Annotated in this window: 16 protein-coding genes, 1 tRNA gene and 1 riboswitch; of the genes, 7 read left to right on the top strand and 10 right to left on the bottom strand. The window is 68.4% G+C overall.

Annotated elements, in window-relative coordinates:
• Nucleotides 1-2: 2 nt before the first annotated feature.
• Nucleotides 3-74: transfer RNA gene (locus VGV13_03465), tRNA-Thr, on the bottom strand.
• 1997 nt (nt 75-2071) lie between these two features.
• Here VGV13_03465 and VGV13_03460 point away from each other — a divergent pair.
• The 6 genes from VGV13_03460 (at nt 2072) to VGV13_03435 (ending at nt 5206) form a co-directional block, all read left to right on the top strand.
• A complete protein-coding gene (locus tag VGV13_03460) occupies nt 2072-2305 on the top strand; it encodes a hypothetical protein (protein ID HEV8640137.1) in 234 nt (77 codons plus the stop codon).
• 115 nt (nt 2306-2420) lie between these two features.
• Nucleotides 2421-2813 (top strand): hypothetical protein, encoded by a 393-nt coding sequence (locus VGV13_03455; protein HEV8640136.1) that lies wholly within the window; start codon nt 2421-2423, stop codon nt 2811-2813.
• A 25-nt stretch (nt 2814-2838) separates the two neighbouring features.
• Nucleotides 2839-3330 carry a hypothetical protein gene (locus VGV13_03450; protein HEV8640135.1) on the top strand — a complete coding sequence of 164 codons (492 nt, stop codon included), beginning with the start codon at nt 2839-2841 and terminating at the stop codon, nt 3328-3330.
• Entirely contained in the window at nt 3331-3600 is a 270-nt protein-coding gene (locus tag VGV13_03445) for an HU family DNA-binding protein (GenBank protein HEV8640134.1), read from the top strand.
• A 48-nt stretch (nt 3601-3648) separates the two neighbouring features.
• A complete protein-coding gene (locus VGV13_03440; GenBank protein ID HEV8640133.1) occupies nt 3649-4545 on the top strand; it encodes a D-alanyl-D-alanine carboxypeptidase family protein in 897 nt (298 codons plus the stop codon).
• 7 nt (nt 4546-4552) lie between these two features.
• Nucleotides 4553-5206 (top strand): haloacid dehalogenase type II, encoded by a 654-nt coding sequence (locus VGV13_03435; protein ID HEV8640132.1) that lies wholly within the window; start codon nt 4553-4555, stop codon nt 5204-5206.
• A gap of 143 nt (nt 5207-5349) precedes the next feature.
• Here the strand turns inward: VGV13_03435 and VGV13_03430 are convergent, their stop codons facing one another.
• The 5 genes from VGV13_03430 to VGV13_03410 form a co-directional block, all read right to left on the bottom strand.
• Nucleotides 5350-5508: a hypothetical protein gene (locus tag VGV13_03430; GenBank protein ID HEV8640131.1), complete on the bottom strand. Its 159-nt coding sequence runs from the start codon at nt 5506-5508 to the stop codon at nt 5350-5352.
• Nucleotides 5509-5667: 159 nt separating this feature from the next.
• Nucleotides 5668-6807 (bottom strand): LLM class flavin-dependent oxidoreductase, encoded by a 1140-nt coding sequence (locus VGV13_03425; GenBank protein HEV8640130.1) that lies wholly within the window; start codon nt 6805-6807, stop codon nt 5668-5670.
• The gene (locus VGV13_03420; GenBank protein HEV8640129.1) at nt 6804-7598 is read right to left on the bottom strand and encodes an SDR family NAD(P)-dependent oxidoreductase; all 795 of its coding nucleotides are present in this window, start codon (nt 7596-7598) and stop codon (nt 6804-6806) included. Before VGV13_03420 ends, VGV13_03425 begins: the two co-directional genes overlap by 4 nt.
• Nucleotides 7595-8380: an alpha/beta fold hydrolase gene (locus VGV13_03415; protein HEV8640128.1), complete on the bottom strand. Its 786-nt coding sequence runs from the start codon at nt 8378-8380 to the stop codon at nt 7595-7597. Before VGV13_03415 ends, VGV13_03420 begins: the two co-directional genes overlap by 4 nt.
• The gene (locus tag VGV13_03410; GenBank protein HEV8640127.1) at nt 8377-9597 is read right to left on the bottom strand and encodes an LLM class flavin-dependent oxidoreductase; all 1221 of its coding nucleotides are present in this window, start codon (nt 9595-9597) and stop codon (nt 8377-8379) included. Before VGV13_03410 ends, VGV13_03415 begins: the two co-directional genes overlap by 4 nt.
• A gap of 606 nt (nt 9598-10203) precedes the next feature.
• Nucleotides 10204-10314: riboswitch (TPP riboswitch) on the top strand.
• On the opposite strand from VGV13_03410, the gene thiC reads away from it, so the two are divergent.
• Nucleotides 10282-12006, top strand: a complete 1725-nt coding sequence (gene thiC, locus VGV13_03405; GenBank protein HEV8640126.1) for a phosphomethylpyrimidine synthase ThiC — start codon at nt 10282-10284, stop codon at nt 12004-12006. It overlaps the preceding riboswitch by 33 nt.
• Here the strand turns inward: thiC and VGV13_03400 are convergent.
• The 4 genes from VGV13_03400 to tsaD form a co-directional block, all read right to left on the bottom strand.
• Nucleotides 11991-12431, bottom strand: a complete 441-nt coding sequence (locus tag VGV13_03400) for a response regulator (protein ID HEV8640125.1) — start codon at nt 12429-12431, stop codon at nt 11991-11993. The genes thiC and VGV13_03400 overlap by 16 nt on opposite strands.
• A 269-nt stretch (nt 12432-12700) precedes the next feature.
• Complete coding sequence (locus tag VGV13_03395) at nt 12701-14134, bottom strand: sigma-54 dependent transcriptional regulator (GenBank protein HEV8640124.1); 1434 nt, start codon at nt 14132-14134, stop codon at nt 12701-12703.
• Between the two features lie 151 nt (nt 14135-14285).
• A complete protein-coding gene (locus VGV13_03390) occupies nt 14286-15359 on the bottom strand; it encodes an ATP-binding protein (protein ID HEV8640123.1) in 1074 nt (357 codons plus the stop codon).
• 169 nt (nt 15360-15528) lie between these two features.
• Entirely contained in the window at nt 15529-16530 is a 1002-nt protein-coding gene (gene tsaD / locus VGV13_03385; protein ID HEV8640122.1) for a tRNA (adenosine(37)-N6)-threonylcarbamoyltransferase complex transferase subunit TsaD, read from the bottom strand.
• Nucleotides 16531-16650: the final 120 nt, after the last annotated feature.

Genomic DNA, 16650 nt, shown 5'->3' with positions numbered 1-16650 from the left:
GGAGCCGGGGGCGGGAGTCGAACCCGCGACCTACTGATTACGAATCAGTTGCTCTGCCTCTGAGCTACCCCGGCATTCCGAGGACTTACGCGCGATGCGAGGTTGATTTTACCGCTATGTTCTGACTGTGTGCTGAGATTTGCCTGCTGCCCCTCGGCAGCGAGGGGCGCGAGGATGATGGCAAGGGCATTGAGGTAGTTGAACTCAGCGGCCAGCGACTCGCCATGCGTCGGCGATTGACCAGAGCCAGACCGCCAGCAAGACACAGAGGGGAACGATCAGGGCAGCTCCCGTCTGAGCTAGTGCTTGCGGATCAGTCGGAAGAGCGCGGCCGAGAACCCAGCTTAGGACAATACCTGCTACCAGGAACACCACACCCTTGATGCGCTGCCGGTTGTAGAACTGCCCCAGCCCAGGGAATGCGCCGGAAAGGATGAGTGCGACAATCTTCCTCCGACGCGCACTGGGCTCAGTCATCGTCCCCCCAGCGATCCGGAGCGGTAGGTTCGAGAAGTGCGCCGAGAGTAGCCCGCCGCTCCGGTAGCCGTCAACGGCCCTTGACACCTATCGTGTGTCGGCGCAGAGTCTCGGTATCGCCTCGACCGTCCGGCCCCGTGGGGAGCACAGCATGCCCCTGGATCGGGTCCGCGTTGATTGGCAAGGGTGTTCTCGGCCACATCGACCCGCCGCGGCTAGCGTTGCCCGTCTGATAGCCCGAGGAGCTTTTTTGAGATGGCGCTGGTAAGATGCGCGACTTGCGGGGTGAAACCGACAGCGAGCAATAGATATGCCCGTCATGTCTCGCCAGTCGGCGGTGAGAACACTGCCGCGGTCTGTGGGACGCCCTCCTGCGAGAGACCCGGGTTGATCTGGCTGGATGCCGACGAGGCGCGGGCCTATGATCACGGACAGCGAATCTTTCGGCTGAACACCAACACGACAAAGGTTCGCGCTCAGTAGATCGCGTCAGATTGACGATTGACGAGCAAAACGCAGGGACCCGACTCAGCGCCGTCGTTGACTTCCGACACGCGAACGCAGGGACACCCTGGAGCATCGAGCCACCCTCGGCGCTCGTGGCGCTTCCAGGGATGGCTCCCGTCGACCGGGGTGGAAGTATGGTGGCCAAGGTGACTGAGGTGACCTCCCTCTGGGGATAGTACCCAAACCACGCTCACCGCGCCCACCTCGGCCTGCCTTACGGGAAGCTCGCTCGATCCCGTGGGCATGGAGTGCCCAAGAGAACCCCTCTTTCACCCGCTCGCACGGCTCGGCGGCTCGCACCGGCCGTGGCGATCATCGGGTGGCCTCCCCGTGGGGGACGAGTGTCGTCCGGAGCGCCCAGACCAAAGCAACGATCCAGGCCGATATCGACCAGCCGAGGAGCGCGTTGAGGATCAGGATGGCCGTCCGGCGAGGGTGCTTGCTACCCCGGCGTTGGTCTGTAGTATACGGGACCTGTCCAATGGCCCGCTGGGACTGACGTCGTTCTGCAACTCCCTTTGCCGCCCCGAGCCTCCGCCAAGCGATCGATCCGCTCCGCGAAGGCCCGCGGACTGGCAGTGTGCATAGCACCGCAGCGTCGTCGCCGGGTTGCTGTGGCCGAGCTGGCTGCCGACCTCGGTGATGGGAACGCCGACTTTCAGACAGTACGTGGCCAGGGATGGCCAACCTCCTGGAGCACGCCGGGAGAGGTCAACACGTTCTAGTGCATTTGACGGATTGACAGCCTGGAGACTTCCGGTGAACAGTGCGGGACTCTTTCCAGTTATTGGAGGCGCCGCCGTGGAACAGGCCTCACCGCAACCGAGCAGGGCTAAAAGTGGCAAAACGACGTTCCGGCGGGGCGGCAAGGTCTGGCTCATGACCGTCGTCCTCGTCATCGTGCCGCTGGGTGGGCTTCTCCTCCTGCTGTACGGCGCGGGCCGGCTCGCCATCGCAAGCGGCGCGCGGCTGCCGTGGGCCCCCAGGAGGAGCGGTCGGCTCTTCGAGACCGTGCGCTCGCGACGACCGAAATCAGCAAGTGATCCGCTCGGGGGCCCGCGATGAGCTACGGGGACAGGACAGTCCGGTGACGCCCATCAATCAAGCGGAGGCTCTGATGAACTCGCCTATCAAGGGACTCGTAATGCTGGTGACGGTGATTGCTCTCGGAGGCTGCGCTTCTCCCATGCAATGGTGGCGCGTGGGCAATTGCGTCGTGATTTACGACACTCGCGAAGAGAGCCGCCAGATTCTCGTCGCCGGTCAGCAATGCGACATCAAACGGGCAGAATTGCCCAACGTGTACGGAAGCACTCGCTGACTCCGTACTATCCCGCGTACGGCGAAGCCGAGGACGGCGAGGCAGGGGCAGCCGGCAACCGGGGGCGTCAGCCGAGGTTTGACACGCGGACGCGCCCTCGCCTACTCTTCCCCGCATGCCCGAGGCCCCCGCGGGGCGTGGCGCCGACACGCTCATCATCCTGGCGTTCGTGGTGGCCCTCGTCGCCTACGCGGTGTTCGCGCTCTTCGCGGCGCGCTGGTGGATCTCGGGCCTAGCTGCGCCCCTCGTCGCGCTCCTGCTGGCGAGGCGGCAGGCCCGCGCGCGGTTCTCCGCCTACGTCTTCTTCTCCGTCGTGGCCGTCCGCACCGCCGTCACCGGTCACTGGGGGTCGACGCTCTTCGCGCTGGGGGCGATCGCGCTCATGCAGACGCCCGCCGCGCTCCGGGTCTGGCCGCGTCTAGTGCCGTTCCAACTATTCGCGCCTAGGAAGGCACCGTGTACGTCGTTCGTGGACAGATTTAGTATCAACAAGTTGGAACGGCACTAGGCGCCCCTGCTAGAATGGCCCGGCCATGAAGTTCCTCTGCCTCGACTGTGACGCGCCGATGAAGCTCCACGGCACCGAGGGACCCGACGAGGGCTCGCTCACGATCACGTTCCGCTGTCCCCAGTGCGGGTTCCGGGTGGCCATGCTGACGAATCCGTTCGAGACGCAGCTGGTGCGGAGCCTCGGCGTGAAGATCGGGGGTTCCACGGCCCCCGCGGCGCCGTTCGAGCACGTGCGCGCCTCGATGGCGCATCCGCGCGCCGACGTCTTCGAAGGCGCGGGCAGCGGCGAGGCGACGGGGCCGGGGTGCCCGTTCGCCGAGATGCTGAACGAGGGAACGGCGACGGAGCCGGCGGGCGTCGCCTGGTCGCCCGAGGCCCAGGCGCGCATCGAGCGCATCCCGGAGTTCATCCGCCCCCTGGCCCGCCGTGCCGTCGAGCGCTTCGCCGAAGCCAAGGGCTATCCGACCATCACCGAGGCGGTGATGGACGAGGCCCGCGGCGCCCTCGGCATGTAGATGACCCGCGCCGACCTGGTCGCGCACATGGCCAAGGCCACCGGTTGGCCCAAGGCCGGCACCGAGCGCGCGCTGCGGGCGATGCTCGCCGCCATCCGCACCTCGCTCAAGCGCGGCGACTCGGTGACCCTGGTGGGCTTCGGGACGTTCTCGGTGGCGCGGCGCCGCCCGCGCACCATGCGCAACCCGCGGACCGGCCAGACCATCACCGTGGCCGGCCGCATCCCCCGCTTCAAACCCTCCAAGGACCTCAAGCAGGCGGTCCGCTGACGGCTTTTTGCTTGCCGCCATTTCCGGGCCCTGACTAGAATGCGTCTGGTGCTTTGGGCCCGCATCATTTCCGCGCTCGTGGTCGCCCTCCTCGTTCCCGCCACCGCCGGCGCCCAGAACGGCCGCTCGCCGCTGCTGAACGCCGAAGCGGTCCTCCTTCTGGACGTCGAGGGTCGCACGCTCTACGCCAAGAATGCCGACGGCGAGCGCGCGCCCGCCAGCCTCGTCAAGCTGATGACGCTCTACCTCGCTTTCGAGGACCTCGAGGCCGGACGTGTCGATCTGGAGGAACCGGTCACGATCAGCAAGTATGCGGCGTCGAGGCCTCGCTACCGCATGGGCGTCCGCACTGGCGAGCAGGTGACCTTCCGCGTGCTGCTGGAGGGCGTGGCGATCGCCTCGGCCAACGACGCGGCGACCGCGATGGCCGAGCACCTGGGCCAGGGCGACGAGGCCATCTTCGTCGACCGTATGAACGCCAAGGCGAGACAGATGGGCCTCCTGGCCACCCACTTCGTGAACCCCCACGGCCTGCCGGACGCCGCCCAGCGCAGCAGCGCCCGCGATCTGGCCCAGCTCACCGCCCGCCTCCTCCACGACCATCCCGCCTCCCGCCCGTTGCTGGGGGGACAGACGTTCATCTACCGGCGCCGCGTCTACACGCGCCACGTCCCGCTCTTCCACGATCCGCTCGGGGTGCAGGCCATCAAGACCGGCTTCACCCAGGAGGCCGGCTACAACCTGGCCGTCGCTGCCTGGCGCGACGGCCAGCAGTTCGTCATGATCCTCCTCGGCTGCCGCAGCCGCGCGCGCTCGTTCCTCGACGCCAAGCGGCTCCTCCAGTTCGGCTTCGTGGAGACCGGACTGGAGACGCCCGAGGACGAGCCAGCGCCCCCGCTGCCCAAGAAGCCGGTACGGATCCGCCGCATGCGGAGCCAGGGCTGACGCGGCGGTGGCGCCCATTCGCGGATACGTCTTCGACGCCTACGGGACGCTCTTCGACGTCCACTCGGTCATCGAGGCCGGGCGCGCCATCACCGCCGACCCGGCGACGCTGTCCGCCACCTGGCGCCAGAAGCAGCTCGAGTACACGTGGCTGCGCGCGCTCATGGGGCGCTACGAGGACTTCTGGGCGGTTACGGAGGCGGCGCTGCGCTACGCCATCCGCCGGCTCGGCCTCGCCGCCACCGACTCCCAGGTCCGTCGGCTGATGGACGCCTACCTTACGCTGGCGTGCTTCCCGGAAGTCACGGCGGCGCTGGAACGCCTGGCGCCCCGGCCTCGCGCGATCCTGTCGAACGGAGCGCCGCGTATGCTGGCGGCGGCGGTGGCGGCGAGCGGGCTCGGGCCGCGTCTGCAGCACGTTCTCTCGGTGGACGCCGTGAAGACCTACAAGCCCTCGCCGCTCGTCTACGCCCTGGGTCCGAAGGCCATGGGGATCCCGGCCGGGGAGCTGCTTTTCGTCTCGTCGAACGCGTGGGACGTGGTCGGCGCCAAGGCCTTCGGCTATCAGGTCGCCTGGTGCAACCGCACGGGCGCGCCCGAGGAAGAGCTCGGCCGCCGCGCTGACTTCGAGATCACACGCCTCGATCAGCTCCCACTGTAGCTCGCGCCACTTCGAGCGCGGGCTTCGCCCGCGCAATCTCCACTGGGAAGGTTCGGAGGGGGCCGCGAGGCTCTCTCTGACTATGAGCTAAAAAAAGGCGGCCCGCCGAACGCGGGCCGCCTGAGCGCCGGGGGCGCTCGCGGTTACCGCCGCTTGCCGAGTCTCTTGCGCTTGACGTAGCTCCAGAGCTTCTTCGTCATCACCGAGGGCCCGATAGGCGTGCTGCCGAAGAGCTTCTCGAGCGAGTCGCTGCACCCCTTGAAGCTGATGGAGTAGCCCCCGAACGCTTTCTTCTTCGCCATCTCTCCTCCTCCTCGTCGTGGTTGAGGTCCCGCCGAGCTCCCGCCCCGGGGGTATTACTACCATACGTACGAGGGGGACGAAAGAAAAAACACCACCCCTAGGGGGTCTGCCCACGTCGCGGAAGATACCCGGCGGGGGTATAGAGGCGACGCCAGCCGTCAGCGCCGAAAGGCCGGCATCACCTCGCGCGCGAAGCGGCGCAGCTGCTCCTTGAACTCCTTCGGGGGGATGCCCTCGGCCCAGTGGATCATCATCTGATCGAGCCCGGGATATTTCGCCTCGAACTCCTTGATGACCTCGATGGCGCGCGCCGGCGGCCCGCAGAGCCAGGCCTTCTGGGCGATGCCCTCCCGGAGCGTCGGCACGCGGGCGGGCGCGCCGGGCGTGCCCCAGGGCCGCCCCTGCTCGTCGGCGTAGCGCACGAAGCCGAAGGGGGCGAACCACTTGTAGCGCTCGTCGTGGGCGGGCTCGAGACGCCGGATCGCCTCCTCCTCGGAGTCGGCGAAGTAGAACCCGACGCCCCAGCAGAGATCCTGGCCGAGCTGGAGGCGGCGCCCGGCCCGCCCGGCGGCGTCGCGGTAGGCGTGAAAGATCTGGTCGACGATGCGCTCGCCGTTGAGCGTCACCATGCCTTTGATGCCGCGGGTGGCGATGTAGTCCAGCGTCTTGCCGCTGGCGATGGGCTGCCAGATCTCCACCGGGCGGTGGATCGGCCGCGGCACGCAGGTGATCTCACGCAGCTCGTAGCCCCGGTAGGGGACCGGCGGCGGGATGTCGTAATGCTTGCCGTGGTGGCTCCACGACTCCTCGTTGAAGCACTTGAGGAGGACCTCCATCTGCTCCTCGAACAGGTCCTTGTTGGCGGCGTTGTCCAGCATGGGGGCGCCGAAGGTCTCGACCTCGCGCGTGTGATAGCCGCGCCCGACGCCGAAGATCACCCGGCCGTTGGTCAGGATGTCGGCTACCGCGTAGTCCTCGGCGAGTCGGATCGGATGCCACATCGGCAGGATGTTGAAGGCGCAGCCGAACTTGAGCCGCTTCGTCTGCGTCGCCAGCCACGTCGAGAGCAGGATGAGATTGGGGAAGACCTCGTAGCCTTCCCGCTGGAAGTGATGCTCGGCGGTCCACAGGCAGTAGTAGCCCAGCTCGTCCATCGTCTGAGCGATGTCGCGCGCCGTCGAGAACGCCTCCACCAGCCGCTCGTTCGGGTACCACCGCTGGTCGGCCGGCGTGCCGTCACCGCCGATGTTGTCCAGCTCGATCTGTCCCACGTAGAGCACCGAGAACTTGGTGATCACTTCGCCCTCCAGCCACCGTCGACTACGAGGGTGTGCCCGCTGATGTAGGCCGCCTCCTCGGAGACCAGGAAGCACACCGCCGCGGCGATATCCTCCACGGCCCCCCGGCGCCCCGCCGGCACCACCGCCCGGACCTGCTCGTCGCTGACCGCGATGCCTCGGTTACTCATGTCCGGCGTGCCGGGGCCAAGAATCTGTTGGGAGTGCTGCCGGAGCCCGGTCAGGATGGGTCCCGGGCACACGGCGTTGACGGTTACGCCGCGCGCCGAGTAGGCCACCGCCATCTGTCGGGTCAGCCCCACGACCCCATGCTTGGCCGCCACGTAGGCGGCGCCGCCACCGGTCCCGTTGAGCCCCGCCACCGAGGCCATGTTGACGATGCGTCCGCGGCCGCGCGGCAGCATCTCGCGTAGCGCGCGCTTACAGCCGAGGAAGACGCCGGTGAGATCGATCTCCAGCACCCGCCGCCAGACGGCTTCTTCCGTCTCGTCCACGTTGAAATAGCCGTCGAGGATGCCGGCGTTGTTGACCAGGATCCCGAGTGGGCCGAGGGCGGTGATGGCCCCGTCCACAGCGCGGTCCAGCTCCGCCGCCCGGGTTACGTCGGCCCGGAAGGCAACCGCTCGGCCTCCTTTCTTGGCGATCAGTTCGGCTGTCTCCCGGGCGCCCGCCTCGTCGAGGTCCACCACGCCTACCGCCGCTCCCCGTGTCGCCAGCATTTGGGCCGTGGCCCGGCCGATGCCCGAGCCGGCACCGGTCACGACCGCCGTGCCGCCAAGGATCATACTCATGTCAGGAACTCCTCCACCGCCCGGGTTGCCGCCTCGGGCGCTTCGTGGATCAGCATGTGGCCGCCGCGCAGCATCTTCACGGCCGCGCCCTTGATGCGGCGCTGCCACTCTTCGGCATACGCCACGGGATTCACCCTGTCCGCGTCGCCCCACAGCACCAGCGCGGGGGCCTGGATGCGGTGCAGACGCTTCGTCAATCCCCGGTCGGGAATCGGCCAGATGAACTTCCCCATCGCCGCCCGGCGCGCCACCGACTCGATCTGGGCGGCGACATTCTCCGCGTCGTTCTCGGGAAGCTCCGCCCAGCGGCGGGCCGCCTCCGACTCCGGATCGTTCCACAGCACCGGCAGCAGCTCCTCCTGGGGGAGGATGAGGATGTCCTCCGACGGCGCATCGTCTCGCCAGAGGCCGAGCGGCGAGATGAGCACGAGCCGGCGCGCACGACTAGGAAATACGGCCGCCAGCTCGGCCGCGACCATCCCGCCGAAGAAGTGGCCGCAGAGGTAGGCGGCCGCCAGGCCGAGGGCCTCCAGCAGCTCCTCGTACGCCAGCGTGAGGTCGAAGAGATCGTCCAGCATCTCCACCCCGGTCGAGCCCGCCACCCCGGGATGCAGGGGCGCGTGGACCGTGTGCCGCCGGGCCAGACACTCGAGGAAGGGCAACCAGCCACCCCGCTCGTAGAAGGAGTGGAAGTACACGAGCGGCGCGCCCCGACCCGCCGAGAGCACGCGGAAGGCGACGGCCCCGTCCCTGATGCTGACGATCCGGTCCTCCGGCGTCATGACGGGCGACCCGGGTCGCCATTCGTGACACCAGAGGGCCACCAGCGGTCCTTATAGCCGGGCCAGAGGTCGCGCAGGTGAGGCATCACCTCACGCGCGAACAGCCCGGTGTTGTGGAGCGCGAGGTCCTTGGGCATGCTGCCGATCTGCAGCAGGACCATGAGGTGGCCCACCCGCAGCGTCTGGATGCACTCGGTGAGCTGCTGCCGCACCGTCGCCGGACTGCCGGCGATCACGTACCCCTGCTCGAGGTATCTCGGCCAGGTGAGCGACTGGCGGATCTTCTTGGCCTGGGCGCCGATCTGGGGCCGGAGACCGGCCTGGAGCGACTGCACCGTACGGTAGCCCGGCGCCTCGGCGAAGCCCTCCCAGACGTTCAGACACTTCTGGTAAAAATAATGCACATGCGGGAAATAGAGTCGTTCCGCCTCGGCATCTGTGTCCGCCACGCACACGAGTTGTAGAAACCCTGCCCGATACGGGTTGTCGTCGGCGCCGAGCCGGGCGATCGCCTGCCAGAAGCCGTCCATCGTGAGCTTGCCGCGCTTGTAGCCGTAGTAGGAGAGATAGCAGTAGACGTAGTCGAGCTGGGCCGTCCACTCCCACGTCTCGACGCTGCCGCCGCCGGGGATCCACACCGGCGGGTGCGGCTTCTGCAGCGGCTGGGGCCAGATGTTCACGTAGCGGACCTGCGTGTACGTGCCGTTGAAGGCGAAAACCTCGGGGCGCGTCCAGGCCTGGATGATCAGGTCGTGAGCCTCGGAGTACCGGTCGCGCAGCGTGGCGGGATTGATCCCGTAGGCGAAGTTCATGTCCATCGACGTGCCGACCGGAAAGCCCGCCACCAGCCGGCCCCGGCTCAGCACGTCGAGCATCGCGAACTCCTCCGCCACCCGGAGCGGCGGGTTGTAGGCAGCCAGGCTGTTGCCGAGGACCACGAGGGCCGCCCGCGACGTCCGCCGCGTGAGGGCGGCGGCCATGAGATTAGGCGAGGGCATGAGGCCGTAGGCGTTGTTGTGGTGCTCGTTGACGCACAGCCCGTCGAAGCCGACCTGCTCGGCATATTCCAGCTCGTCGAGGTACTCGTGGTAGAGGCCGTGGGTCTTCTCGGGGTCGTAGAGCGCGTGGGGGACGTCCACCCACACCGACCGGTAGCGCTGCTCGAAGTCGTCGGGCAGGAACCGGTACGGCATGAGGTGGAAGAAGCAGATCTTCAATCACGCCTCCGCGGTGACGCCGATGATAGCATGCGGGATCACTCTGACAAGCTTGTCCGAATCGTGGAGCCGGTCCATACTCTCGTGGGCAGCTCACTCTCGTCGTGCGAGGCACTCAGGGAACTCTCCGCATTCGCGTTTCACGTGCTGCTCCTCTTCCTCCCTGGGTTGGTCGGGTTCTACCTCGTTCTAGACCAGCTGACCTCACACCGCCCATTTAAGCTTCACGCCATTGTTCTCTACTCGCTGCTCCACGGGTTCGCGAGCTACCTCGCAGAACTCCTCTATCAGTCGCCCGGCATCTACCTTCCGCGCCCTCGTCGCGAACTCGTCGTAGAATTCCGGCAAATCGGCTGTACTTCACGCGGAGGCCAGGAGGCCGACGAATGAGCAAGGAGAAATCGACTCGGGTCCGCGAAGGAACGATCCAGAAGGGCGGAGTTAATCCTCCCCCCTCAACGCCACGTCCAGCCGCTCCAGCTGCACAGAGCCCGCAGGGACCACAGGGGAAGCAGAACTAGCAACGCCAGCGCCCCCGCAGCAACCACACCTCGTTGCAGCGCTTGATCGTCGGGCTTTTCGGCCGTACCCTACCCTCAGTCGTGTTGTGACTAACGCGGGAGCTCGGGGAACCGGGCTGAGAGGGCGGCTGCTGCCGCCGACCGCATGAACCTGACCTGGTTAATGCCAGCGAAGGGAGGCCAGATGTCTCACAAAGTTTACGTCCCGGGTTGCCGTCCCGACCTCCGGGTGCCGATGCGCGAGATCGCGCTCTCCGGCGGCGAGCCGCCGGTGCGCCTCTACGACACCAGCGGGCTCTACACCGATCCCGGAGCGCAGGTGGACATCAAGCAGGGGCTGCCGCCGCTGCGCCGCCCCTGGATCCTCGAGCGCGGCGACGTCGAGGAGCTGCCGGGGCCGTCGTCCCGGTATCGTCGTCAGCGCGAGGGCGATCCGGCGCTGGGCGGGATCCGCTTCGCCAGCGTCAGGCGACCGCTCCGCGCCCGGCCCGGGCGGCGCGTCACCCAGATGCACTACGCCCGCCGCAGCGAGATCACGCCGGAGATGGAGTTCGTGGCCCTTCGCGAAGGGCTCGCGCCGGAGCTGGTCCGCGACGAGATCGCGCGCGGGCGGGCCATCCTGCCGGCCAACATCAACCATCCGGAAACCGAGCCGATGATCATCGGCCGCAGCTTCCTGGTGAAGATCAACGCCAACATCGGCAACTCGGCCATCGCCTCCTCCATCGACGAGGAGGTCGAGAAGATGACGTGGGCGACCCGCTGGGGCGCCGACACGGTCATGGATCTGTCCACCGGGAAGAATATTCACGAAACCCGTGAATGGATTCTCCGCAACTCTCCTGTCCCCATCGGCACCGTGCCGATCTACCAGGCGCTGGAGAAGGTCGGGGGCAAGGCCGAGGATCTCACCTGGGAGCTCTACCGCGACACCTTGATCGAGCAGGCCGAGCAGGGCGTGGACTACTTCACCATCCACGCCGGCGTCCTGCTGCGCTACATCCCGCTCACCGCCAGCCGCGTGACGGGCATCGTCTCGCGGGGCGGCTCCATCATGGCCAAGTGGTGTCTGGCCCACCATCAGGAGAGCTTCCTCTACACGCACTTCCGAGACATCTGCGAGATCATGGCCGCCTATGACATCGCCTTCTCGCTCGGCGATGGCCTGCGTCCGGGGTCGACTGCGGATGCCAATGATGAAGCCCAGTTCGCCGAGCTCGAAACCCTCGGAGAACTGACGAAGATCGCCTGGCAATACGACGTCCAGACCATGATCGAGGGGCCCGGCCATGTGCCCATGCACCTGATCAAGGAGAACATGGACCGCCAACTCCAGGTCTGCCACGAGGCGCCCTTCTACACGCTCGGCCCGCTGACCACGGACATCGCGCCCGGCTACGACCACATCACCTCGGCCATCGGCGCGGCGATGATCGGCTGGTTCGGCACCGCCATGCTCTGCTACGTGACGCCCAAGGAGCACCTGGGGCTGCCCAACCGGAAGGACGTCAAGGACGGCGTCATCGCCTACAAGATCGCGGCCCACGCCGCGGACCTGGCCAAGGGGCATCGCCGCGCGCGCGAGTGGGACGACGCGCTCAGCAAGGCGCGCTTCGAGTTCCGCTGGGAGGACCAGTTCAACCTCTCGCTCGACCCGGAGACGGCGCGCCAGTTCCACGACGAGACGTTGCCCGCCGAGGGGGCCAAGCTGGCCCACTTCTGCTCGATGTGCGGGCCGAAGTTCTGCTCGATGAAGATCACCCAGGAGGTCCGTGAGTACGCCGCCCGCAAGGGCATCGCCGCCGAGACGCTGGCGGTGGCCCAGGGGCTCAGAGAGAAGGCGGAGGAGTTCCGGCGCAGCGGCGCCGAGATCTACCGGCCGTCCTGATCGGCGGATCCCAGCAGTGACCGCGCGGGGCCAGCCGCCGGCGCGCCGCCGTCTCGCTTGCCGGCCAGCGCCCGCTTGACCGCCGTCTCCAGGCCGGCGAGCTCGAGCGGCTTGTGTAGCAGCGTGAAGCCGAGCGGCTGGCGATAGCCCTCCAGATCCGTGGTCGATGCGGTAAAGATGATGACTCCCACCGTCGGATCGTGCTGCCGCACGGTCTTGACCAGCTCCAGGCCGGTCACGCCCGGCATCCGGAAGTCGGTGACCACCAGGTCGTAACCGCCCCGCCGGAAGAGCGCCAGGCCCTCCGTACCCGTCGCCGCCGCGTCGGCTTCACACCCCCAGACGGCGAGCAGGTCGCACAGGAGTGCACGGACGGGCCCTTCGTCGTCGACAACGAGAACGCGCGGCGAGCGTTGATCGTTCATGGGGACTGGGCGGCCCCCGCAACCGTACGGCGACGACTGCGAACAAATCAATGGCCAAGATCGCCGCGAAAAATGCGGTATTTCTCACGACCGCGGTGGAATCCCCGCGTCCAGACACGGTCCCCGACGCTCGGGGACTCGTTCGAGGGCGTTTTTGGCGTGTCCGCCGAACGCCCAGGCCGGGAGGCCGCATCGTACCGGGCGATTTTCATATTGTGGATACCCGTGGATACGTGGATAAGCTGCCGCGTCCGCCGGCCGGCACCCGACTACTGTTGCTCCAGCTCCTCGGGGTTGATGCCGTGCTCGGTGAGCTTCTTGCGGAGGGTGTTGCGGTTGATGCCCAGGATCTGCGCGGCGCGCACCTGGTTGCCTTCGGTCTCGCGCAGGACGGCCCGCAGCAGGGGCTTCTCGACGAGGCCGATCATCAGGTCGTAGAGGTTCGCCGTCGAGCGCTGGCGCAGGCCGCGCACGCACTCCATCAACTTGCGCTCGATGATCTCCTCGAGCGAGGCGTCGACGGCGACGGAGGCCGCCGCCGAGACCGGACCGATCGGCAGGTGCTCGGGCAGGATGACGCCGGCCGTCGCCAGCACCATCGCGCGCTGGATGACGTTCTCCAGCTCGCGGACGTTGCCGGGCCAGTCGTGGCCGACCAGGCGGTCGAGGGCCTCCGGCGTCACGCCCCGCTCGCCGAGCTCGTCGGCGTACTTGGCGAGGAAGTGCTCCACCAGCAGGGGAACGTCGCGGCGGCGCTCGCGGAGCGGCGGCAGGCTGAGGGCGACGACGTTGAGCCGGTAGAAGAGGTCCTCACGGAAGCGCGCCTCCTTCATCAGCGCTTCCAGATCTCGGTTGGTGGCCGCCAGGACCCGCACGTCGACGGGGATGGGCTCGTGGCCGCCGACGCGCTCGATGGTCCGCTCCTGGAGCGCTCGCAGGAGCTTGGCCTGCAGCTCGATCGGCATGTCGCCGATCTCGTCGAGGTAGAGCGTGCCCCCGTGGGCCATCTCGAGCTTGCCGAGCTTGCGCTCCTTGGCGTCGGTGAAGGCGCCCCGCTCGTGGCCGAACATCTCCGACTCCAGCAGCGTCCCCGGAATCGCCGCGCAGGACACGGCGACGAACGGGCGGCCCGAGCGCCGGCTGTAGTGGTGAATGGCGCGGGCGACGAGCTCCTTGCCGGTGCCCGACTCCCCGCGCAGGAGCACCGTCACGTCGGTGCCGGCGATGCGCCCAATGGTCTTGTAGACCTCCTGCATCCGGAGGTGTCGCCCGATCAGCGCGCTGAACTCACGCACCTCCTGGAGCCCGCGGCGCAGCCGCGCCACCTCCTGGGTGAGCCGTCCCGCCGCCAGCGCCCGCTCGGTCAGCAGGAGCACCTCGTCCAGATCGAACGGTTTGGCCAGGTAGTCATAGGCGCCCCGTTGCATCGCCTTGATGGCGGTGTCCATCGTCCCGTGCGCCGTCATCACCACCACGTAGGCGTCGGGGCGGATCGCTCGCAGCCGCTCCAGCGCGGCCAGCCCATCGATGCCCGGCATGCGGACGTCGAGGAACACCAGATCGAACGGTGCGCTCTCGAAGGCCTGGATCGCCTGATCGCCGTCCTTCACGGCGGTGACCTCGTAGCCCACCTGGCGCAGGCCCTTTTCGAGCACCCAGCGCAGGCTGTCCTCGTCGTCGGCGATCAGGATCCGCGCGCTCATTTCCCCTCGGAGGGGGGCTCCGCCCCCCTTCCGAATTCCTGGTCGGAGGGGGACTCACGACCCCCTCCGAACCTCCCCAATGGTTGCGCCGGCAAAGCCGGCGCTCGAAAGAGCGGAGCGGGATCAGAAGGATAGCGCGACACGGGATCGCTCATCGGGCGATGGGCAGGAAGCACGTCACCACGGTGCCCCGCCCCTCGGCGGACTCCACCTGGATCGCGCCGTGGTGCTCCTCGAGGAGCCGGTGGCAGAGGGCCAGGCCGAGGCCGAGCCCGCGGTCCTTGGTGGTGAAGAAGGGGTCGAAGATCTTCGCGCGGATGGCGGCCGGGATCCCCGGCCCCTCGTCGGCGACCTGCGCCTCCACCATCGTCCGGTGCCCTGCCCCCACGTCCACCTTGCCGTAGAGCGGGTTCATGCTGGCCCGGGTCGCCAGCGTGAGCCGTCCGCCCTGCGTCATGGCGTCCAGCGCATTGATCACGAGATTGTGGAAGACCTGGAGCAGGCGGTCCTCGTCGGCGAGGATCGGCGGCAGGCTGGGATCGTAGCGCCGGACGAAGGTGACGTTCCGCGCGCGGGCGGCCTCCTCGTGCAGGAGCGCCACCCGCTCGAGGAGCTGGTGCAGGTTGAGCGGCGCCGGCCTGAGCTGCACCGGCCGCCCGAGGTCGAGCAGCATCTCGATGATGCGGTTGAGGCGGTCGACCTCCTTCAATAGGACTTCGGTGTATTCGCTCAGCCGCGGGTCGTCGCCCAGCTCGCGCTGGAAGAGCTGGACGGCGCCCCGGATCGCGCCCAGCGGGTTGCGGATCTCGTGGGCGAGCCCGACGGCCATGCGTCCCGCCGCCGCCAGCGTCTCGCCGCGCCGCACCTCGTCTTCGAGCTGACGGATCCGTGAGACATCGCGGAGTACGGCCACCGCCGCCTCGACGCTGCCGTCGCGGGCGAAGAGCGGCGCGGTGACGAGGCTCACGGGCACGACCCGGCCGTCGGCGGTGTCGATCGTCCCCTCGGCTTCCGAGCGGCTCTCGCCGGTGGCCAAGGTCTCCCCCAGACGGTTCACCAGGGAGGCGCCCGCGGGAAGGAGCTCCTTGACCAGCCGCCCCTGAGCGCGCCGCGCCGACCGGCCGGTCAGGGCCTCGGCGGCGGCGTTCCAGAACACGATGCGCAGGGTCCCGTCGACCGCGATGACCGCATCCGGAAGCCCCGACAACACCGTTTCGTAGTTCATCGCCGCGGGCCCGGGGCACCGGCGGGGTCCGGCGACCACGAGGTCGGGAGCGTCGCCTCCGTCGGCGGCTTCCCATACGGGGCGTCGCGCCCAGTCACTGGCGGCGCGAACGGGTCGGCGGACCCCGCCGGCACCCCGAGCCCCACCGCGAACTGCGTCGTCGGCGTCATCAGGCCAGCGCCCAGTCCGGGCGCGCGTTCATCGAGAGCGGCGCGCGTTCGCCCGCCAGGAGGCGCGCCGTGCCGGCGGCCGTGATCATCGCCGCGTTGTCGGTGCAGAGCCGGGGCGGAGGAACGTGCAGCGCGATCCCGTGCTCCCGGGCCGCGGCCCCCAGCGCCGCCCGCAGCGGGCCGTTGGCGGCCACGCCCCCGGTGAGGACCACGCGCTTGACGCCGAGGTGGAGCGCGGCCCGGACCGTCTTGCGCACCAGCATCTTGACCACGGCGGCCTGGAAGGACGCGGCCACGTCGGCGACCTGCGCCGGGGACAACGGCGCGTGGCGCTTGACGTGGAGGGAGACGGACGTCTTGATGCCGCTGAACGAGAAGTCCCGCGCGCCGTCGGTCATCTGGGCCAGCGGGAACGCGATCGCCTTGGGGTCGCCTCCCTCGGCGGCGCGCTGGATGACGGGGCCGCCCGGGAAGCCGAGGCCGAGCAGCTTGCCGACCTTGTCGAAGGCCTCGCCGGCGGCGTCATCGCGCGTCTGGCCCACCAGGGCGTACTGGAGCGGCGCCCCGGCGTGGTAGAGCGCGGTGTGGCCGCCGGAGACGACCAGCGCCAGGAACGGATGGACCGGGGGGTCATCGGTCAGGAAGGAGGCGTAGATGTGCCCCTCGAGATGATTCACGCCCACCAGCGGGCGGTGCGCCACGTAGGCCAGCGCCTTGGCCATCGAGCAGCCGACCAGGAGCGAGCCGACGAGCCCTGGCCCCTGGGTCACCACGATCCCGTCCAGGTCCGCCAGGCCGACGCCCGCCTCGGCGAGCGCCTGCTCCACGACCGGGACGATCACTTCGAGGTGCCGCCGCGAGGCCAGCTCGGGCACGACACCGCCGTACGGGGCGTGCAGGGCTTCCTGCGAGGCGACGACACTCGAGAGGACGCGCCGACCGTCAGCGAGCACCGCCGCGGCCGTCTCGTCGCACGAGCTCTCGATCCCCAGGACCAGCATGAAAAGCAGAAGGGCGATGGGTCGGGACGACGCCATCGCCCTTCGCGTTTGACGGCGTTACCGCGCCTGAGCCTGCGCCGGCGTCGGTCGCTGCTGCTCGATGATGCGCATCGTCTTGAT

It is taken from the genome of Candidatus Methylomirabilota bacterium (assembly GCA_036001065.1).
Classification (GTDB): Bacteria; Methylomirabilota; Methylomirabilia; order Rokubacteriales; family CSP1-6; genus MNEF01.
The sequence above is the reverse complement of the archived record's forward strand: the minus strand, read 5'-3'. Positions and strand labels throughout refer to the sequence as shown.